The organism is Cupriavidus sp. 05N38 (assembly GCF_056397345.1).
On the sequence record NZ_JBFTNF010000028.1, the window covers coordinates 86,343 to 107,120 of the forward strand.

Genomic DNA, 20,778 nt, shown 5'->3' on the forward strand with positions numbered 1-20,778 from the left:
CATTGTGCGAACGATCACTGCAGGAGTGCAAATCAAATGCTTTCAAATGGAACACGGGTGGGCGGCGGGCGCGGCAGCCGCAGGTGCCGGCGAATCGCGACGTGGGCGGCGGTTGCGCTGTGCGCGGCACTGGCTGCCGGCGCGGCGTCGGCGCAACCGGCGGGGGAACTGGCCGGCACGCTGAAGAAGGCGAAGGAAAGCGGCACCCTGACCATCGGCTATCGCGAGTCGTCCTTGCCATTCTCGTACCTGGACAGGCTTGGCAAGCCGGTCGGCTATTCCATCGATATCTGCCGCGCGATCGTGGACGCGGCGGCGGTGGAGGTGGGCCGCGAGGTCAGCATTCAATGGGCGCCGGTCACCTCGGACAACCGCTTCGATGCGGTCACGTCCGGCAAGGTCGACCTGGAATGCGGCTCGACCACCAGGAACGTCGAGCGCCTGAAGCGCGTGTCGTTCTCACCGGTGATCTTCGTGGCCGGGACCAAGCTGATGGTGCCGAAGGGATCGCCGGTCAAGTCGTTCAGGGACCTGAAGGGGAAGACCGTAGTCGCGACCGGCGGCACCACGAATGTGGAGGCGCTCGAGCGGCTCTCGGCTCGCTTCGGCCTGCAGCTGAACGTCATCAAGGCGCGGGACCATGCCGATGCGTTCCAGGTTTTGCAGCACGGTGGCGCGGACGCCTATGCGGGCGACGATGTGCTGCTGTACGGTTTTCTGCGTAGCGGCGGCGCTGGCGGCAAGTTCCAGATTGTCGGCGATTTCCTCTCCTACGATCCCTACGGGATCTTGTTCCGCAAGGGTGATCCGCAGTTTGCCGCCATGGTGGACAAGGCCGTGCGCGAGATGGCCGTGTCCGGGGAACTGGACCGCACGTACAAGCAATGGTTCATGAACAAGCTGCCCACCGGCGAGCGGCTCGGCTTGCCCATGAGCGCGCAGCTCGATGAGCTGATACGGGCCATTCCGGACCAGTCGGAATAAGGGACCAGTCAGACCAAGGGACTAGCGGTCGGGTCGGCGTGGCTGCGCGCTTTGGCGCAGCCGGAAGGCGAATCATGAAACAGATCGAGCTGCTATGCCGGATGGCCGCGGGAGCGCGCCTGCGCGTCGCGTGCAATCCCTGGGGCGAGCCGCTCCAGGGCGCGTTTCTGGAGGCGCCGGAAATGCCTGCCGGCGCGCTGTATGTCCATCAGTGGCAGATCGGCCGGCTGCTTCGGTCAGGCTTGCTCTGCCGCCGCCGCGATTCGGCGGCGGCGTCTGCGGAATTCATCCTCAGCGCCTCCGGCCTGGCCGCGGGCGCCCGCAACGCTCAGCGATGGCTGGCGATGAACGCGCGCAGTTGCGGATAGATTTCCTCGCGCCAGCGTCGGCCGGAGAAAATGCCGTAGTGCCCGCAGCCCTGCGCTGTCACATGCTGCTTGCGCGCGCGGGGAATGCCCGAGCAAAGATCGTGCGCCGCCGCGGTCTGGCCCGCTCCCGTGATGTCGTCCAGTTCGCCCTCGATGGTCAGCAGCGCCGCGCCCGTGATGTCCTGCGGCCGTACCGGCTTGCCGCCGATCTCCCAGGTGCCGCTGGCCAGCCGGAATTCCTGGAACACATCGCGGATCGTATCCAGGTAATACTCGGCGGCCATGTCGAGCACGGCGTTGTACTCGTCGTAGAAGCGCACATGGGCCTCGGCGTCGTCCAGGTCGCCATCGACCAGGTTCTGGTAGTAGTCGTAGTGCGATGAGAGGTGGCGATCCGGGTTGGTCGCCACAAAGCCGGCGTGCTGCAGGAAGCCCGGGTAGACTTTGCGGCCGTGGCCCGGGTAGTTGGCCGGCACGGCATGGATCACGTTGTTCTCGAACCACTCGAAGGACTTGTCGGTGGCCAGCGCGTTCACGGCAGTGGGGCTGCGGCGCGCATCGATCGGGCCGCCCATCATGGTCATGGTCCGCGGCGTGGCCTCGCCGGCGGAAGCCAGCAGGGAGATGGCGGCAAGCACAGGCACGGCCGGCTGGCACACGGAGATGACATGCAGGTTTTCCGCGCCGATCTGGCGGATGAAGTCCTGGATGTAGTGTACGTAGTCGGTCAGGTGGAACGGGCCGTCCTCCGCGGGCACCATGCGGGCATCGATCCAGTCGGTCACGTAGACCTTGTGGTGCTGCAGCAGCGTTCGCACCGTATCGCGCAGCAGGGTTGCGTGGTGGCCGGACAGCGGGGCGCACACCAGCACCACCGGCTCGTCCTTCAGCAACTGGATGACCTGCGGATCGTCGGCATAGCGCTTGAAGCGCAGCAGCTTGCAGAAGGGCTTCTCCACAATGGTCTGTTCCACGATGGGAATGTCCCGGCCGTGGCACCGCACCGACTTGATGTCGAAGGGCGGCTTCTTGTAGTCCTTGCCCAGGCGGTAGAGCAGTTCGTAGCCGGCGGCCATCCGGTTGGCGCCCGGCATCATGGACAACGGGCTGAGCGGATTGGTGAAAGTGCGCGACGTTGCCTGCGCCAGCGCGGTGAGCGGCAACAGCATGGCGCTCTTGAGTTCGTGGAATTGGTAAAGCATGGGGAATGCCTGTAAGTCTGGAAAATGGGGGCGTCCCCCGCGCTACCGGGGGGATTGAGGTTCAAGCGTGGATCACTCCTCGGCCTGCACCTTGTCATAGGCGATCTGCAGGCGGCGCAGCTTGGAGTACAGCGTTTGCTTGGGGATGGAGAGCGCCCTAGCGGTAGCCGCCACATCGCAGTTGTTGCGCTTGAGCTCCTCCATCACAACGACCCGTTCAAACTGCTCAAGCTGTTCGGGCAGGCTGTTGCCGTGGCCGGCGTGGCTGCGGTGCAGCTCGAAATCATCGGACAGCAGCCCGAGCACGAAACGGTCGGCCACATTGCGCAGTTCCCGCACATTGCCCGGCCAGGAATGGGACAGCAGCAGCTCGAACTGCGCGTTCCCGAGCAGCGGCGCCGGCCGGTTGAAGCGGGTGGCGGCCTGCAGGATGAGATGCTCGAACAGCAGCGGGATATCTTCGCGGCGCTCGCGCAGTGGCGGCAGGTCGATAAAGGCCACGCCAATGCGGTAGTACAGGTCGGCACGGAACTTCCTTTGCTCGCTGAGCAGTTTCAGGTCTTCCTTGCTGGCGGCAATGACCCGGCAATCCACCGCGATGGATTCGTTCGATCCCACCCGTTCGATGGAGCGCTCCTGCAGCGCGCGCAGGAACTTGACTTGCACCGACATCGGCATGCTCTCGATTTCGTCGAGGAACAGGGTGCCGCCCTGCGCATGCTCGAACTTGCCGCAGCGCCGCCGCGTGGCGCCGGTGAAAGAGCCCACCTCATGCCCGAACAGCTCGCTCTCGGCCAGGGCTTCGGGCAGGCCGCCGCAGTTCAGCGGCACAAAGTTGCCGCTGCGGCGCGCGCTGTGGTCGTGCAGGCAGCGCGCCACCAGGTCCTTGCCCGTGCCCGTCTCGCCATAGATCACCACGTCCGCCGGCGCATCGGCCAGCGCGCGCACGGCGCGGCGCACCCGTTCCATCTGCGCGGAGCGGCCGATCAGGCAGGCCTGGATCCCGTGCCAGCTTTCCAGTTGCTCGCGCAGGCCCAGCACTTCCAGGCTGAGCTTGCGCCGGTCGGCGGCACGCCTGACCACGGAGACCAGCCGCTCGGAGGAACACGGCTTTTCGATGAAGTCGTACGCGCCCTCGCGCATGGCCTGCACCGCCATGGTGATGTCGCCGTGGCCGGTCATCAGGATCACGGGCAGGTCGGGGTCGATGTGCCGGATCTCGTTGAGCCAGGCCACGCCGTTCATGCCCGGCAGCTTGACATCGCAGACCACCACCACCGGCTCGCCGATACCGATGCTGCTGCGCGCCTGCTCCACCGAGGCAAAGCCGTCCACGGCGAAGCCCGCCAGTTCGAGGGCCTGCGAGCTGCCCACCAGCACATCCTCCTCGTCCTCGACAAAAACCACGCGGATGGGATGGGTGTCAGTCATTGGATTCTCTCTCATGCGACGGCGCCAGCGGCAGCTCGACCACGAACTCGGCACCGGCGGGCGCCAGGTTGCGGGCGTACAGGCGGCCGCCGAACTCGCGCACGATATGCGCCGAGATCATCAGGCCAAGGCCCAGGCCCTTGCCCGCCGGCTTGGTTGTAATGAATGGGTCGAACAGGCGGGGCAGCACGTCGGGATGGATGCCGGGGCCTGTGTCGCGGATGGTGACGATGCAGAGGTGCTCTTGCCGGGCCGCGTGGATCTCCAGCTCCCGCACCGGCGCGCCCGACAAGGCATCGGCGGCATTGCCCAGCAGGTTGACCATCACCTGCTCGATGCGGATCTCGTCGGCCAGGACGCTGATGTCGGCGGGGTCGATCGCCACGCTGACCGTGATATCGCGCTCGCGCATCCGGGTGCTGACGAGCAGCAGTGCGTCCTGCACCGCCTGGCGTACCAGCACCGGCTGCACCGCGTCCTGGGACTTGAAGGCAAAGACCTTGAGCTGCTGCGTCAGGCGGCCAAGGCGGTCGATCAGCTTGGCGATGCGCTGGAGATTGCCCGCCACATCCTTGAGCCGGCCCTTTTCCAGCAGCACCTCGGCGTTGTCCGACAGCGTGCGCATGGCCGCCAGCGGCTGGTTGAGCTCGTGCACCACGCCGGCGGACATCTGCCCGAGCGCGGCCAGCTTGCCGGCATGGACCAGGTCGTTCTGCAGCGCGCGCAGCTCGGCCGTGCGCTCCAGCACCTTGGCCTCCAGGCCATCGTGCGCGGCGCGCAGCGCGCGTTGCGCCGCGGCTTGTTGTTGCCCGGCGCGCAGGCGCAGTGCAATCACCAGCGCCAGCAGCAGTATCACCATGCAGGCCAGCAGGGCGCCGATGGCGGCGTTGCGGGCCAGGTTGCGCGCCGGCAGTTCGTCATCGAGCAGCATGATGCGCCAGAGGCCGTGGTTGACCGTGCGCTCCGAGGCCAGGTAATCCATGCCATCGAGGCGCACGCGCGTGGTGTGGGCGTCCAGCCTGGCGCGTACCTGCCAGTCCAGCGGCATCAGGTCGGACTTGCCGTAGGTGCGCGCCAGGCCGGCCTCGGCCAGCATCGCTTGCGTCAGCGGCGCCAGCGGGCGCAGCCGCCACGGCGCGAGCGACGCCAGGATGACCACATCGCGGGCGTCGACCACCAGCACCTTGCCCGGGATCTGGACCCAGTTGCGTTCCACCGCGTCGAGGTTGACCTTGACGGTAGCCACGCCGCGCTGCGCGCCGCCTTGCTGTAGCGCGTAGGCGAGGTAATAGCCGGGCCGCCCGGAGGTAAACCCTACGCCGTAGAAGCGGCCCCGGCCGTGCTCGAGCGCATCGCGCATATACGGCCGGAACGAGAGATCGGCGCCCACCGGGGTGCCCGGCTGGTCCCAGTCGGCCGCTGCCAGGGTCAGGCCGGAGCGCTGGGTGACGTACAGGTTGTCGGCGCCGGCGGTTGCGGTGATGCCGTGCAGGTAACGGCTGACCTGCTGCTTGAGCGCCACGTCATCGGGCCGGCTGAGCAACGCGAAGACATCCGTGGTGGATTCGAGCAACGATGGCAGGTAGTCGAACCGGGACAACTCGCCGTCAAGCCGCGCGGACACGACATCGAGGCGATGCTGGGCGGCAACCCGCAGCTGATCGAGCCCGGCGCGCAACGCCATGGCATAGGCCAGCCACGTGGCCAGCGCGATCGCTACCAATGCCATACCGCACCAGATTCCCATGCGCATACGGCCGAGATTCATGTCGCGAGCCCTTTCTCCGCGGTCCTCGGCGAGGCAGGACTTGTCGTGCGGATACCAGTGATGGAAGCGAGACCTGTGCTCGTCCAGGCACAGGTCGAGTGAATGCAGTGTACTCCCGGAGCACGGCTGCGCGAAACCCGCGCAGCCGTCGGCGGGGATGTGCGTCGTGTCGCGCCGCAGCATGTTCCGGGGCCAGCTAGGCATAGCGGAGCTCGCCGGTCTTGCCACGGAATACCCGGTACGAGAACACCGTATAGCCGGCGATGGCCGGCACCGAGATGCACACGCCCACCAGGATCACCTTCAAGGCCTCCGGGCTGCTGGCGGCCTGCCAGATGGTCAGGCGGTGGATCACGACAAACGGAAAGATGCTGTAGGCCAGCCCGAGGAAGCTGAGCACAAAGACTCCGATCAGCAGCACGAAGGGCAGCCAGCTCACCGGCCCGCGCACCACGCGGGTGTTCAGCAGCATGCGCAGGGCCACGAGCGCGAGGCCGGTCACCAGCGGGATGGAGGCGAGGGCGACGATCTGCGGCAGCACGAACCAGCGCTCGCGCACCACCGGGCTGATCCAGGGCGTGGCAATCGAGATCAATGCCAGCCCGCATACCATCGGTGCCCACGCGATCCTGGCCCAGTGCACCGCGCGCTGCTGGAGTTCGCCCTCGGTCTTCATGATGAGCCAGCACGCGCCGAGCAGCACATAAGCCATTGGCAACGCCACGGCGATGGCCGCAGCGAACAGGGGATAGTTCCAACCGGTACCGAAGCCACTGATGTAACGTCCCAGCATCCAACCTTGCGAGACCGACGCGATCGTCGAGCCGGCGAAGAAGAGGCGATCCCATATCGGCTTGTGCGCGCTCTTCACCTTCACCCGGAAGTCGAACGCCACGCCGCGCAGGATCAGTCCCACCAGCATCAGCGTGACAGGCAGGTAGAGCTCGGTCAATATCAATCCGTGCGCCCTAGGGAAAGCCACGAGGAGGATGCCGATGCCGAGCACCAGCCAGGTTTCGTTGGCATCCCAGAACGGGCCGATCGATGCCACCATGACGTCTTTCTCGGCCGGGGTGGCCCGGTGCATCAGCATGCCGACGCCCAGGTCATAGCCGTCGCTGATCACGTAGACCAGCATGGCCACGCCCATCAGCGCCATGAAGATCACGGGCAGGGCATCGTCAAAACGCATCCAGGTCATGGCTGGCTCCCGATTGGCAAGGCGTGCGTGGCGACGGCGCCGGGCGCAGTGGTGATTTGTCCGGCGGGCTCGTCCCCGGGCGGCGCCTCCGGCTTCTCCGCCAGGTACTTCAACACGCTGACATAGGCGACGATCAGCGCGAGGTACACCGTGACGAACAGCGCCAGCGTGAGCGCGATATGGGGCGCCGGCACGCTGGAGGCCACATCGGCGGTGCGCAGCAGGCCGTAGACGATAAAGGGCTGGCGCCCGATCTCGGTGACGTACCAGCCGGCCACCGTGGCGATCCAGCCGGAGAAGGTCATGCCCGCGAGTCCCCACAGGAGCGCGCGCGGCAGCCGCTGCGGCTGCCAGCCGGCGCGGCGGTACCACCACCAGCCCAGCCAGSTGGCCGCCAGCATCAGCACGCCCATGCCCACCATCACGCGAAAGGCGAAAAACAGCGGCAGGACCGGCGGATGCGCATCGCCGAACGTGTTCAGCCCGCGGATCTCGCCATCGGAGCGGTGGGTCAGGATCAGGCTGGCGAGATGGGGGATGCCGATGGCCGCGCGATTGGTGCGAGCGCCTGCGTCGGGAATGGCGAAGAGCAGCAAGGGCGCGCCGCGCTCCGTCTCCCATACGCCCTCCATGGCGGCAATCTTCTGCGGCTGGTGCTCGAGCGTGTTCAGGCCGTGCATGTCGCCGACCACGATCTGCAGCGGGATCGCGGCCGCGGCAAGGGTCAGCCCGACCCGCAGCACCTTGGGCGCGGACAGCTGCGCCGTGCCTTTGAGCAGCTGCCACGCGCTCAGCCCGGCGAGCAGGAAGGCGCAGGTCAGCGCCGAGGCCAGCAGCATATGGCAGAAGCGGTAGGGGAAGGAGGGGTTGAAGACCACGGCCACCCAGCTCTGCACGTGGAACTCACCATTGATGATCTCGTAGCCCTGTGGCGTCTGCATCCAGGAGTTCAGCGCCAGGATCCAGAAGGCGCTGAGCGTGGTGCCGAAGGCGACGAAGAAGGTCGACATCAGGTGCACCCGTTCGCTTACCTTGCCGTGGCCGAACAGCATCACGCCGAGAAAGCCGGCTTCGAGAAAGAATGCGGTCAGGACCTCATAGGCGAGCAGGGGCCCGGCAATATTGCCGACCGTTTCCATGAAGCCCGGCCAGTTGGTGCCGAACTGGAAGCTCATGGTGATGCCGCTGACCACGCCAAGCGCGAACGTCAGCGCGAACACCTTGGTCCAGAACCGGTAGGCATTCAGCCATGCATGGCGGACCTGTGGCGAGTCGGCCGCCAGGTAGCGCCAGCGAAAGAACAGCAGCAACCATCCCAGGCCGATGCTGATGGTCGGGAACAGGATATGGAAAGTGATGTTGGCAGCGAACTGCATGCGCGCCAGCAGGATGGGATCCATCTATCCGGGCCTCCGCCGTGGGTTATGGATGGGCGCCGCGGGGGCGGCTGGTATGCGCCCCTCTCCCGCTTGCGGGAGAGGGGCGTGCGGCAACGCAGATTGCCGGGCCGCGGTGTGGCTTGAACGAGATCAGCGCTTGCCTTCGCCGCTCAAGCCATTCGACATGCCGATCAGCACGCCGCTGACCAGCGTGGCGTAGTGCTCGAGCCAGGCCTCGGTGCTGTTTTGCGCAAAGGCCCGTCCCTCGCGCGTGAACTCGCGCGCCTGGGTGGCCAGCTGCTCGACCACCGCCGTCGCGCTGGCCCCGGTGGCCGTGCCCTTGAGCTTCATGCCGTCCAGCACCGTCGACCACGGCCCCTGCACGGCCTGCGGCAACTCGCCGATGGATTTGGCCACCGTACTGAACAGCGCGTCCTCCATCTTCTCGATGTCGGCCACGGCCTTCTTGAGGTGCGTTTCACGCAATTGCGCGCCCTGGTCGACGATCTGCTGCAACGCCCGGCGATTTGCCTCCACCGCCTGCACCAGCGCGGCGTCCATGCCCTGCGCCACCTGCGACAGCATCGGCTCGAGCCCTGCTCCCGCGAGCCCGCTGCTGGCCGCCCCGGAGGAGGCCGCCTGGGTGACCATCTTCAGCGTGTCCTTGATGCTCTTGAGCGTCAGTTCCCGGCTTTGCAATGCCTTGAGCGTCGCTTGCTGGACCGCTTGCTGCAGGGATTCGCCTTGCTTCTCCGACGCTTGCGTGAACTGCTGAATCAGCGCGTCGCGATCGATGCCCATGGATTTCATGTGGTCTCCGGTTGCTGCCTTGCGTAGTTGTTCTGTTGCCATGCGGTGGCCATGCGGTGGCCATGCGGCGGCCGTGCGCCGGCCGCCACTGCCAGACGTCACTGCATATGCTGGCCGCCGTTGATGGCGATGTTGGCGCCGGTCACGAAGGCGGCTTCCTCGGAGGCCAGGTAGATGATCAGGCCCGCCACTTCTTCCGGCTTGCCCAGCCGGCCTACCGGGATCTGCGGCAGAATCTTGGTGTTCAGGATCTCCTCGGGAATGGCGGTGACCATCTTGGTGCCGATGTAGCCGGGCGAGATGGTGTTTACCGTGACGCCTTTCCTGGCGACTTCCAGCGCCAGCGCCTTGGTGAAGCCGTGCACGCCAGCCTTGGCTGCCGAGTAGTTGGTCTGGCCGAACGCGCCCTTCGAGCCGTTGACCGACGAGACATTGACGATGCGGCCCCAGCCGCGCTCCACCATGCCGTCGGCGACCTGCTTGGTCATGTTGAACAGGCTGTCCAGGTTGGTGCGCAGCACCGTGTCCCAGTTCACCTTGTCCATCTTCTTGAAGGTCATGTCGCGCGTGATGCCGGCGTTGTTGACCAGCACGTCGACCGGGCCGGCGACTTCCATCACGGCCGCCACCGCCTTCGCGCACGAATCGAGGTCCGCCACGTCGCAGGGCACGGCGAGGATGTCGTAGCCGCGCGCCTTCATCTGCTGGACCCATTCGCCATGGGTGGTGTTGCCCGGCGAATAGGTGACCGCCACCCGGTAGCCGGCATCGGCCATCTTGGTGGAAATGGTTTCACCCAGGCCGCCCATGCCGCCCGTGACCAGTACTACGCGTTGCTTGCTCATCGTTTTCTCCTTGTGTAATGAATGCTGTCTTAGCGCTCGACAGCCAGCGCCACGCCCATGCCGCCGCCGATGCATAGCGACGCCAGGCCGCGCCGGGCGTCGCGCCGGGCCATCTCGTGCAGCAGGGTGACCAGGATGCGGCAGCCCGATGCCCCGATGGGATGCCCGATGGCGATGGCGCCGCCATTGACGTTGATCTTGCTGGCGTCCCAGTCCATCTCCTGGTTGACCGCGCACGCCTGGGCGGCGAAGGCCTCGTTGATCTCCATCAGGTCCAGGTCGTTGATGCTCCAGCCGGCCTTTTGCAGGCAACGCTGCGAGGCCGGGACCGGGCCCATGCCCATGATGGTCGGGTCGAGCCCGGCCGAGGCATAGGAGGCGATGCGGGCCAGGGGCTTGAGTCCCAGTTCGCGCGCCTTGCTGGCCGACATCATCAGGACCGCCGCGGCGCCGTCGTTCAGGCCGGAGGCATTGCCGGCGGTGACGGAGCCGGCTTTGTCGAAGGCCGGCCGCAGGCCCGCCAGGGCATCGGCGGTGGTGCCGTGCTTGATGAACTCGTCGGTATCGAAGATCACGGTGCCTTTCTTCGAGACGATCGAGACCGGCACGATCTCGTCCTTGAAGCGGCCGGTCTTCTGCGCCTGTTCGGCCTTCTGCTGCGACGCGGCCGCGAACGCGTCCTGCTGCTCGCGCGAGATGTTGTACGCCTTGGCGACGTTCTCGGCGGTGGTGCCCATGTGGTACTGGTTGAAGGCGTCCCACAGGCCGTCGACGATCATCGTGTCGGTGAGCTTCCAGTCGCCCATGCGCTGGCCGTCGCGCGATCCCGCCAGCACGTGCGGCGATGCGCTCATGTTCTCCTGGCCGCCGGCGATGACGATATCCGAATCGCCGCACTTGATGGCCTGGGCCGCCAGGTGCACGGCCTTCAGGCCGGAGCCGCAGACCTTGCCGATGGTCATGGCGGGCACGGTGTTCGGCAGGCCCGCCTTGAGGGCGGCCTGGCGCGCGGGGTTCTGCCCGCTGCCCGCGGTCAGCACCTGGCCCAGCAGCACCTCGTCGACCATTTCCGGCTTCAGGCCGCTGCGCTCGAGCAAGGCCTTGATGACCGTGGCGCCGAGTTCGGGGGCCGGCACCTTGGCCAGCGAGCCGCCGAACTTGCCGACGGCGGTTCTGGCTGCGGCGACGATAACAACATCTTCCATGTGACTCTCCTGGGTGAATCGGGGGTAGGGTGGATAGGGGATTGGCAGGCCAGACTGCGGATAGCTAGCCGGCCTTCGCCTTGACGTAGCGCCCGGGTGCGGGCTCGATCACGGGGTAGGCGGCGTTGCCGAGCGACCGGCGCGTAGCGGTGCGCGCGCCGGCGTGTTGCGCCAGCCAGCGGGTCCAGGCCGGCCACCAGCTGCCTTCGGCGCGCTCGGCGCCGTCAAGCCAGCGTTGCGGATCGCCCTGGAGCGGGCCGGTCCAGTGGTGGCGCTTGCCTTTGGCCGGCGGGTTGATCACGCCGGCGATGTGGCCGCTGGCGCCCAGCACGAAGGTCGTCGGGCCGCCCAACAGGCGCGTGGTGGCATAGGCGCTGCCCCACGGCACGATGTGGTCGTCCTGCGAGGCATAGAGGAAAGCGGGCACCCGGACCCGGGCAAAGTCCACCGGCTCCCCGCATTGCACGGTGCCGCCCGGCACGCGCAGGCGGTTCTCCAGGTAAGCGTTGCGCAGGTACCAGCAGTACATCGGCCCCGGCAGGTTGGTGTCGTCGCAGTTCCAGGACAGCAGGTCGAACGCCGGCGGCGCGCTGCCCTTCAGGTAGCTGTTGACCGCATAGGGCCAGATCAGGTCGTTGGCGCGCAGCGCGGCGAACACATGGGCCAGCTCGCGGCCGCGCAGCAGCCCGCCGCGGCCGATCGTGGCCTCCCGCATCGCGACCATGGCTTCGTTGACCAGCAGGCCGATCTCGCCGGTATCAACGAAGTCCAGCATCGTGGTGAGCAGCGTGACGCTGGCAACCTTGTCCTGGCCGCGCGCGGCGGCCACGGCCAGCGCGCAGGCCAGCAGCGTGCCGCCGACGCAGAAGCCCAGGGTGTTGACGCGGTCGGCGCCGCTGATCTCCTGCGCCACATCGATGGGGCGCAGCACGCCTTGTTCAAGGTAGTCGTCCCAGGTCAGGTGTCCCTGCGCTTGCTCCACGTTGCGCCAGGACACCAGGAAGACCGTATGCCCTTGCGCCACCGCATGGGCGACGAATGAGTTCTCGGGCTGCAGGTCGAGGATGTAGAACTTGTTGATGCAGGGCGGCACGATCAGCAACGGGCGCTGATGGACCTTGCCCGCGCCCGGCGCGTACTGGATGAGCTGCATCAGCTCGTTCTCATACACCACCGCGCCCGGCGTGGTGGCCACGTTGCGCCCGACCTCGAAGCTCTGCTCATCGGTCATCGAGACGCGTCCCTTGGCCAGGTCCTGCAGGAACAGGCGCATGCCTTCCACCAAGCTGGCGCCGCCGGAGTCCACCGCCAGCTGCAGCGCCTCGGGGTTGGTGGCCAGGCAATTGGCCGGGCTGAGCGCATCCAGCACCTGGCGCAGCGCAAATTGCCACTGGCCTTTGGTCTGCGCATCGGCCGGCGCTTGCTCGATCGCGCCTTGCAGCAGCGTGGCGTAGCTCTGGTAATGGCGCACCGCCAGCGCAAAGCGCGGGTCGTCGCGCCAGGCTTGTGCGGCAAAGCGGCGGTCCGGGCTGCCGGCGGGCTCGCCCGCCGGCCAGAGCGCGCTCATTTGCCTGAGGGCCTGTTCCGGCCAGGCGGCGAGCGCGCGCGCCGCCGCCAGCATGGAGACCGGCGCGGGCGTGGCGTCGGCGTCTTGCGGCGCCTCTCCGGGTGCGGCGCCGAACGCGCGCAGCATGGTCTGTTGCGCGCTGAAGAGCTCGGCAATCCAGCGGGAGGGATCGGAGGTGGGATTGGTCATGGGGTCCGGAAGAGTGCGGTTGCTTGTGCGTGTGCTTGTGCTTGTGCGTGTGCGTGTGCGGGACGGCGGCACGGGGCTCAGTGCAGCTTCACATGCGGCTCGGTGCGCCTGACGATGGAGCGCGCCAGCGTGTCGAGGGCGACCTTGGCAAAGCCGTGCAATGCCAGTTCATGCATCTTGTAGAGCGACAGGTACATCATCCGGGCGAACAATCCCTCCACCATCAGGCTCCCGCCGATCAGGCCGCCCATCATGTTGCCCACGGTGCTGAACTCGCCCAGCGATACCAGCGAGCCGAAATCGCGGTAGCGATAGTTGGCCAGCGCCTTGCCCGCCATGCGGGCGCGGACCTGCCTGGCCATGTGCGAAGCCTGCTGGTGCGCGGCCTGGGCGCGCGGCGGCACGAAGCCGCCCTTGCCCTGGTTGGCCTCGGGCCATGCGCACGCCGCGCAGTCGCCAATCGCGAAGATGTTCTCGTCGCGGCTGGTCTGCAGCGTGGGGTGCACCACCAGCTGGTTGATCCGGTTGGTTTCAAGGCCGGCAAGATCCTTGAGGAAGTCGGGCGCCTTCACGCCCGCCGCCCATACCACCAGCTCCGCCGGCAGCAGCCGGCCATCGCCCAGCTGCACGCCACCGGGCAGCACCTCGGCCACCTTGGCGTCGGTGAGCACTTCCACGCCGAGCTTGCGCAGCAGGCCCTCCGTGGCGCTGGACAAGCGCGGCGGCAGCGCCGGCAGCACGCGCGGCGCGGCTTCGATCAGCGTGACCCGGATGTCCTTGTCGGCGTCGACACGGTCCAGGCCGAAGGCCACCACCTCGCGGGTGGTGCGGTGCAGCTCGGCCGCCAGTTCCACGCCCGTGGCGCCGGCGCCGATGATGGCTACGTGCAGCTGCTGGGCCAGCAGGGGCGCGGTCTGCGCATGGGCGCGGATGCAGGCGTTGACCATGCGCGAGTGAAAGCGCAGCGCGTCCGCGGCGGACTCCAGGCGCATGGCGTGCTCGTAGACGCCCGGCGTGCCGAAGTCATTGCTCTGGCTGCCCACCGCGATGACCAGGGTGTCGTAGCCAAAGGTGCGCAGCGGCGTGATCTGCGCGCCTTCGTCGTCTACATAAGGCGCCACCAGCACCTCCCGGCGCTCCCGGTCCAGGCCTACCATTTCGCCGACGCGGTAGCGGAAGTGGTGCCAGTGCGATTGCGCGAGATAGCCCACCTCGTGGGCGCTCATGTCCATGCTGCCGGCGGCGATCTCGTGCAGCTTGGGCTTCCACACGTGGGTGCGGGTCTTCTCGATGAGCGTGACTTCGGCTTGCCCGCGCCGGCCGAGGGTGTCGCCCAGCCGGGTGGCGAGTTCAAGCCCGCCCGCGCCGCCGCCGACGATGACGATGCGATGCGGTGCCTTCAGGGAAGCACCGGGACGATAGGTGGAGGGTTTCATCGTGGCCTGCCGTTCACCGGGTCAGGGTGGTGCCGGGGGCCGGCATGCGGGCAACCAGCGGATCCAGCACCGCTTCCGGCTCGTCGGCCTCGGCATCCGATTCGTTGTCCAGCCGGCGGTGCATACGCGCAACATCCAGGTCGCCGGTCCATTTGGCGACCACCACCGTGGCCACGCCGTTGCCGATGAGGTTGGTCAGGGCGCGCGCCTCCGACATGAAGCGGTCGATGCCCAGGATCAGGGCCAGGCCAGCCACCGGCACATGCCCCACCGCCGACAGCGTGGCCGCCAGCACGATGAAGCCGCTGCCGGTGACGCCGGCGGCGCCCTTGGAGGTGAGGAGCAGCACGGCCAGCAGCGTGAGTTGCTGCGTCAGGCTCATGTCGGTGTTGGTCGCCTGGGCGATGAACACGGCCGCCATGGTCAGGTAGATGGACGTGCCATCCAGGTTGAACGAGTAGCCGGTAGGGATCACCAGCCCCACGACGGACTTGCGCGCGCCCAGGTTCTCCAGCTTGGCCATCATCCGCGGCAGCACCGACTCGGACGACGACGTGCCCAGCACGATCAGCAGTTCCTCCTTGATGTACTTGATGAAYTTCCAGATCGAGAACCCATGCGCGCGCGCGATGCCGCCAAGCACGACAAAGATGAAGAACAGGCAGGTCGCGTAGAACGTCGCCATCAGCTGGCCAAGCTGCAGCAGCGAGCCCACGCCGTATTTCCCGATGGTGAACGCCATCGCCCCGAATGCGCCGATGGGGGCCACCTTCATGATGTAGCCGACGATGGTGAACAGCACATGCGAGAACTTCTCGATGAAATCGAACACCAGCGTGCCGCGCCCGCCAAACTTATGCAGGGCGAAACCAAACATCACGGCGAACAGCAGCACCTGCAGGATCTCGCCCTTGGCAAAGGCGTCCACCACGGTATTGGGGATCACATGCAGCAGGAAATCCACCGTGCCCTGCATCTTGCCCGGCTCGGTGTAGGCGGCAATGCTCTTGGTATCGAGCGTGCTCACGTCGACATTCATGCCCGCCCCGGGCCTGACGATATTGATGATCACCAGGCCGACGACCAGCGCAATGCCGCTCACCACCTCGAAGTACAGCAGCGCCAGCCCGCCGGTCTTGCCGACCTTCTTCATGTCCTCCATGCCGGCGATGCCTACCACCACGGTGCAGAAGATGATCGGCGCGATGATCATCTTGATCAGCTTGATGAAGCCGTCTCCCAACGGTTTCATCGCCGCGCCGGCCTGCGGATAGAAGTGCCCCAGGATCACGCCGATAACGATCGCGGTGATGACCTGGAAGTACAGGGATCGGTAAAACGGCTTGGGGTGACTCTGATTGTCCATGGGTGTCTCCTTTGTGGTTTTACTTGTCGCCGGCGCCGGGGGGAGGGCCGCTCAATCGAGCGCCCAGGCCGTTGCGCGCTGCGCGTTGGCGTCGACCGTTGCCACGGCGCTCATGTTGACGATGCGGCGGACCGTGGACGAGGACGTCAGGATGTGCACCGGGCGCGCGGCGCCGAGCAGGATGCCTCCCACCGTGATGCCGCCGCCCGCGGCGATGCGCATCAGGTTGTACGAGATGTTGGCGGCATCCACGTTTGGCATCACCAGCACGTTGGCTTCCGTGGGCAGGCAGGATTCGGGGAACTCGTGCTCCAGGATCTGCCTGGACAACGCCGCATCGCCGCGCATCTCGCCTTCCACGGCCAGCGAGGGTTCGCGCGCCTTGACCAGTGCCAGCGCTTCGCGCATCTTCACCGCCGCCGGCGCGGTGGAGCCGCCGAAGTTGGAGTGGGAAAGCAGGGCCACGCTGGGCGTGATGCCGAAGCGCCGGACCGCTTCGGCCGCCAGCAGGGTGATGTCGGCGATCTGCTGGGCCGTCGGGTCGAGGTTGACGTGGGTGTCGCAGATAAACAGCTGCCGACCGGGCAGCATCAGCATCTGCATGGCCGCGAGTGTCTCGCTGCCGGACTTGAGGCCGATGGTGTCCCGCACGTAGGCGAGATGGTCCTGGAAGCGGCCAACGGTGCCGCACAGCATGGCGTCGGCCCGGCCCTGGCGCACCAGCATGGCGCCCAGCAGCGTGCCGCGGCTGCGCACCTCCGTCTGTGCCAGCGCGCGCGAGACGCCGTCGCGGGAGCTCAGCTGGTAGTACGCCTCGGCGGCGTCGCGGTAGACGGCGGGGTCCAGCGGATCCACGCACTCGCAATCCACGCCGGGCCGCAGGCGCAGGCCGAATTGGGAAATGCGCTCGACGATCGCATCGGGGCGGCCTACCAGCAACGGGCGCGCGATGCCCTCGTCGATCACCACCTGGGCGGCGCGCAGCACGCGCTCGTCCTCGCCTTCGGCGTAGATCACCCGCTTGGGCGCGCGCTTGGCGGCGGCAAACACCGGCCCCATGGCGCTGCGCGACTGGTAGACGAACTGGCCAAGGCGCTGGCGATACGCCTCCATGTCGGCGATCGGGCGCGTTGCCACGCCGCTGTCCATCGCGGCACGGGCCACGGCGGGCGCCACCGCTTCGATCAGGCGCGGGTCGAACGGCTTGGGGATCAGGTATTCGGCGCCGAAGCGCAGGCCCACCGCGCCGTATGCCTGGGCGACCACTTCAGGGATCTCCGCGTGGGCGAGTTCGGCGATGGCCCGCACGGCGGCCAGTTTCATTTCCTCGTTGATGGTGGTGGCGCCCACGTCCAGCGCGCCGCGGAAGATAAACGGGAAGCACAGGACGTTGTTGACCTGGTTCGGGTAATCCGAGCGCCCGGTGCCCAGGATGGCATCGGGGCGCACCGCCAGCGCATCCTCCGGCGCGATCTCCGGCGTGGGGTTGGCCATGGCCAGGATGATCGGGTCGCGTGCCATCACCTTGACCATTTCGGGCTTGAGCACGCCGCCAGCCGACAGGCCCAGGAAGATATCCGCGCCGCCGATGATGTCGGCCAGCGTGCGCGCGGAGGTGTCCTGCGCGTAGCGTGCCTTGTTCGGGTCCATCTGCTCCTTGCGGCCAAGATAGACCACGCCGTTGCTGTCGGAGACGAACACATTGCCGATCGGCAGGCCCAGGCTGACGATCAGATCCAGGCAGGCCAGCGCCGCCGCGCCCGCGCCGGAAGCCACCAGCTTGACCTCGGAGATATCCTTGCCGACGTGCTTGAGCGCATTGAGGATGGCCGCGGCAGCCACGATGGCGGTGCCGTGCTGGTCGTCATGGAAGACCGGGATCTTCATGCGCTCGCGCAGCTTCTTCTCGATGTAGAAGCACTCGGGCGCCTTGATGTCTTCCAGGTTGATGCCGCCAAAGGTCGGCTCCATGCGGGCGATGGTATCGATCAGCGCATCCGGGTCGTCCTCCGCCAGTTCGATGTCGAATACATCGATGCCGGCGAACTTCTTGAACAGGCAGCCCTTGCCCTCCATCACCGGCTTGCCCGCCAGCGGCCCGATATTGCCCAGGCCCAGCACCGCGGTGCCGTTGGTAATCACGGCGACCAGGTTGGCGCGCGACGTGAGGTTCATCGCCTCGGCCGGATCGCGCACGATCTCCATGCAGGCGTCGGCGACGCCCGGCGAGTAGGCGAGGGCGAGGTCGCGCTGCGTGGCCATGGCCTTGGTCGGCGTCACGGAAATCTTGCCGGGGGTCGGGTAGCGGTGGTAATCGAGTGCGGCTTCGCGCAGGTTGTCGGTCATATTGTCTCCATGGCGCCGCCGGGGCGTCGGATCAGGTGTGCTTGGTGCGGGATGCAAGGCCGGTGTGGCGGCCTTGCCAGATCTGTCTGGTGGGTCGGACTTCCAGGTGGGCGCATAAACACTGCTGCCGTGGTGCGGCATCGCGCTCACTCGGACGCCCGACAAGCCTATTTCTTCTTCACCGGCGGCAAGTCGGTGCAATGACCCTCGAATACCTCGGCGGCCATGCCGATGGATTCGCCCAGCGTCGGGTGCGGGTGGATCGTCTTGCCGATGTCGGCGGGCTCGCAGCCCATCTCGATGGCCAGGCACACCTCGCTGATGAGGTCGCCGGCGTGCGTGCCGACGATGCCGCCGCCGATCACGCGATGCGTGGCTTCGTCGAACAGCAGCTTGGTGAAGCCCTCGTCGCGCCCGTTGGCGATGGCGCGACCGGACGCGGCCCACGGGAACACTGCCTTGCCGATCTTGATGCCTTCGGCCTTGCACTGCTCCTCGGTCTTGCCGGCCCACGCCACTTCCGGATCGGTGTACGCGACCGACGGAATCTGGCGTGCGTCGAAGAATGCCGCTTCACCGTGCGCGGCCTCGGCCGCCACGTGCGCTTCATGCACGGCCTTGTGCGCCAGCATCGGCTGGCCGACGATGTCGCCGATGGCGTGGATGTGCGCAACGTTGGTGCGCATCTGCCGGTCGACGTCGATATAGCCGCGCTCGGTGACGGCCACGCCGGCCTTTTCCGCGCCGATGGCACGGCCATTCGGGCTGCGGCCCACCGCCACCAGCACCAGGTCATAGACCTGCGGGGCCGGCGCCTTCTCGCCCTCGAAGCTGACTTCGATGCCGGCGGGCGTCGCCTTGGCGCCCACCGTCTTGGTCTTGAGCATGACGTGGTCGAAGCGGTGGGTGTTCTTCTTCTCCCACACCTTGACCAGGTCGCGGTCCGCGCCCTGCATCAGGCCATCGAGCATCTCCACCACGTCGATGCGCGTGCCCAGCGTGGAGTAGACCGTGGCCATCTCCAGCCCGATGATGCCGCCGCCCACCACCAGCATGCGCTTGGGGATCGACTTGAGCAGCAGCGCGCCGGTGGAGTCGACCACGCGCTCGTCGTCGGGCATGAACGGCAGCTTCACCGCCTGGCTGCCCGCCGCGATGATGGCCTTGGCGAACCTGATCACGCGCTTGCCGCCATCGGCCGCCACCACCTCCAGGTGATACGGGTCGAGGAAGCTGCCGACGCCGGTCACCACCTCGACCTTGCGCGCCTTGGCCATGCCGGCCAGGCCGCCGGTCAGCTTCTTGATGACGCTGTCCTTGAAGCCACGCAGCTTGTCCAGGTCGATCTCGGGCGCGCCGTAGCGGATGCCGTGGTCGGGCAGGGTCGCCACTTCATCCATGACCGATGCGGTGTGCAGCAACGCCTTGGAGGGGATGCAGCCCACGTTGAGGCAGACCCCGCCAAGCGTGTCGTAGCGCTCCACCAGGACGGTCTTCATGCCCAGGTCGGCGCTGCGGAACGCGGCGGAATAGCCACCGGGGCCGGCGCCCAGCACCAGCATTTCGCATTCCAGGTCCGCCTTGCCGGTGTAGCTGGCGGCGTTGGGCGCGGGCGCGGCGGCTGGCGCTGGCTTGGGCGGCGCCGATGGGGCCGCGGGCACGGCGGGTGCCGCAGCGGTTGCAGCGGCCTCGGCAGCCTCCACCACCAGGATCACCGATCCCTCGCTCACCTTGTCGTTGACCTTGACGGTGATCTCCTTGACCACGCCGGCGTGGGTGGATGGGATCTCCATCGAGGCCTTGTCGGACTCGACCGCGATCAGGCTGGTATCCACGGCGATGGTCTCGCCGGGCTTGACCATGACCTCGATCACCGTGACATCCTTGAAATCACCGATATCCGGCACTTTGACTTCGACACGTTGGGTCATTGCAGCGCGCCCCTCAGAACAGCACACGCCGCAGATCGGCGAGCAGGTTGGCAAAATAGACGTTGAAGCGGGCCGCCGCGGCGCCGTCGATGACACGGTGGTCCCATGACAACGACAGCGGCAGCGTCAGGCGCGAAGCCCAGTTCTTGCCATCGCTGGAGTGCTGCTTCCAGAAGCTCTTGCACACGCCCATGATCGCGACCTCGGGCGCGTTGATGATGGGGGTGAAGTTGATGCCGCCAATGCCGCCGAGCGAGCTGATGGTGAAGGTGCCGCCCGACATCTGGTCGGGCTTGAGCTTGCCCTCGCGCGCCAGCTTGGCCAGTTCGCCCATCTCCCGCGCGATGTCGGGGATGCTCTTCTTGTCGACGTCGCGGATCACCGGCACCATCAGGCCGTTGGGCGTGTCGGCCGCGAAGCCGATGTGGTAGTACTGCTTGAGCACCAGGGTGTCGCCGTCCAGGCTGGCGTTGAACTCGGGGAATTTCTTGAGCGTGGCCACGGCTGCCTTCATCATGAAGGGCAGCATGCTGATCTTGACGCCGCTCTTCTCCAGTTCCTTGTTCATCTGCACGCGGAACTGCTCCAGGTCGGTGATATCGGCTTCGTCGTGCGTGGTGACGTGCGGGATCACCACCCAGTTGCGGTGCAGGTTGGCGCCCGAGATCTTCTTGATGCGGCTCAGTTCCTTGCGCTCGACCGGGCCGAACTTGGCGAAGTCGACCTTGGGCCAAGGCAGCAGGTCCAGGC

Annotated in this window: 16 protein-coding genes; 2 read left to right on the plus strand and 14 right to left on the minus strand. The window is 66.9% G+C overall.

Going from position 1 to position 20,778, the window contains the following annotated elements; translation table 11 throughout:
• Positions 1–36: 36 nt before the first annotated feature.
• Positions 37–984: an amino acid ABC transporter substrate-binding protein gene (locus AC1DK4_RS20425; protein ID WP_441615708.1), complete on the plus strand. Its 948-nt coding sequence runs from the start codon at positions 37–39 to the stop codon at positions 982–984.
• Positions 985–1,058: 74 nt separating this feature from the next.
• Positions 1,059–1,352: a hypothetical protein gene (locus AC1DK4_RS20430; protein ID WP_441615710.1), complete on the plus strand. Its 294-nt coding sequence runs from the start codon at positions 1,059–1,061 to the stop codon at positions 1,350–1,352.
• Here the strand turns inward: AC1DK4_RS20430 and AC1DK4_RS20435 are convergent.
• The 14 genes from AC1DK4_RS20435 to AC1DK4_RS20500 all read right to left on the minus strand — a co-directional run.
• A complete protein-coding gene (locus AC1DK4_RS20435) occupies positions 1,313–2,554 on the minus strand; it encodes a polyhydroxyalkanoate depolymerase (RefSeq protein ID WP_441615712.1) in 1,242 nt (413 codons plus the stop codon). The genes AC1DK4_RS20430 and AC1DK4_RS20435 overlap by 40 nt on opposite strands.
• A gap of 72 nt (positions 2,555–2,626) precedes the next feature.
• On the minus strand, positions 2,627–3,985 hold the full coding sequence (locus AC1DK4_RS20440) for a sigma-54-dependent transcriptional regulator (protein ID WP_441615713.1): 1,359 nt from the start codon (positions 3,983–3,985) through the stop codon (positions 2,627–2,629).
• Complete coding sequence (locus tag AC1DK4_RS20445) at positions 3,978–5,753, minus strand: sensor histidine kinase (RefSeq protein WP_441615715.1); 1,776 nt, start codon at positions 5,751–5,753, stop codon at positions 3,978–3,980. The genes AC1DK4_RS20440 and AC1DK4_RS20445 overlap by 8 nt, the downstream gene beginning before the upstream one ends.
• Before the next feature lie 196 nt (positions 5,754–5,949).
• On the minus strand, positions 5,950–6,945 hold the full coding sequence (locus AC1DK4_RS20450; protein WP_441615748.1) for a cytochrome d ubiquinol oxidase subunit II: 996 nt from the start codon (positions 6,943–6,945) through the stop codon (positions 5,950–5,952).
• A gap of 5 nt (positions 6,946–6,950) precedes the next feature.
• Complete coding sequence (locus tag AC1DK4_RS20455; protein WP_477131736.1) at positions 6,951–8,354, minus strand: cytochrome ubiquinol oxidase subunit I; 1,404 nt, start codon at positions 8,352–8,354, stop codon at positions 6,951–6,953.
• A gap of 129 nt (positions 8,355–8,483) precedes the next feature.
• Complete coding sequence (locus AC1DK4_RS20460; RefSeq protein WP_441615718.1) at positions 8,484–9,143, minus strand: DUF6781 family protein; 660 nt, start codon at positions 9,141–9,143, stop codon at positions 8,484–8,486.
• A gap of 98 nt (positions 9,144–9,241) precedes the next feature.
• Positions 9,242–9,988, minus strand: coding sequence for an acetoacetyl-CoA reductase (gene phbB / locus AC1DK4_RS20465; RefSeq protein ID WP_441615720.1), 747 nt, complete (start codon positions 9,986–9,988; stop codon positions 9,242–9,244).
• Positions 9,989–10,017: 29 nt separating this feature from the next.
• Positions 10,018–11,193 (minus strand): acetyl-CoA C-acetyltransferase, encoded by a 1,176-nt coding sequence (locus AC1DK4_RS20470; RefSeq protein WP_441615722.1) that lies wholly within the window; start codon positions 11,191–11,193, stop codon positions 10,018–10,020.
• 64 nt (positions 11,194–11,257) lie between these two features.
• Complete coding sequence (gene phaC / locus AC1DK4_RS20475; RefSeq protein ID WP_441615724.1) at positions 11,258–12,949, minus strand: class I poly(R)-hydroxyalkanoic acid synthase; 1,692 nt, start codon at positions 12,947–12,949, stop codon at positions 11,258–11,260.
• Positions 12,950–13,026: 77 nt separating this feature from the next.
• Positions 13,027–14,385 (minus strand): NAD(P)/FAD-dependent oxidoreductase, encoded by a 1,359-nt coding sequence (locus AC1DK4_RS20480; protein WP_441615725.1) that lies wholly within the window; start codon positions 14,383–14,385, stop codon positions 13,027–13,029.
• A 13-nt stretch (positions 14,386–14,398) separates the two neighbouring features.
• Positions 14,399–15,751, minus strand: coding sequence for a dicarboxylate/amino acid:cation symporter (locus tag AC1DK4_RS20485; protein WP_441615727.1), 1,353 nt, complete (start codon positions 15,749–15,751; stop codon positions 14,399–14,401).
• 51 nt (positions 15,752–15,802) lie between these two features.
• Complete coding sequence (locus tag AC1DK4_RS20490; RefSeq protein ID WP_441615728.1) at positions 15,803–18,097, minus strand: NADP-dependent malic enzyme; 2,295 nt, start codon at positions 18,095–18,097, stop codon at positions 15,803–15,805.
• A gap of 167 nt (positions 18,098–18,264) precedes the next feature.
• On the minus strand, positions 18,265–20,028 hold the full coding sequence (gene lpdA / locus AC1DK4_RS20495) for a dihydrolipoyl dehydrogenase (RefSeq protein ID WP_441615730.1): 1,764 nt from the start codon (positions 20,026–20,028) through the stop codon (positions 18,265–18,267).
• A 13-nt stretch (positions 20,029–20,041) separates the two neighbouring features.
• The coding region (locus AC1DK4_RS20500) for a 2-oxo acid dehydrogenase subunit E2 (protein ID WP_477131737.1) at positions 20,042–20,778 on the minus strand (737 nt) is incomplete at its 5' end.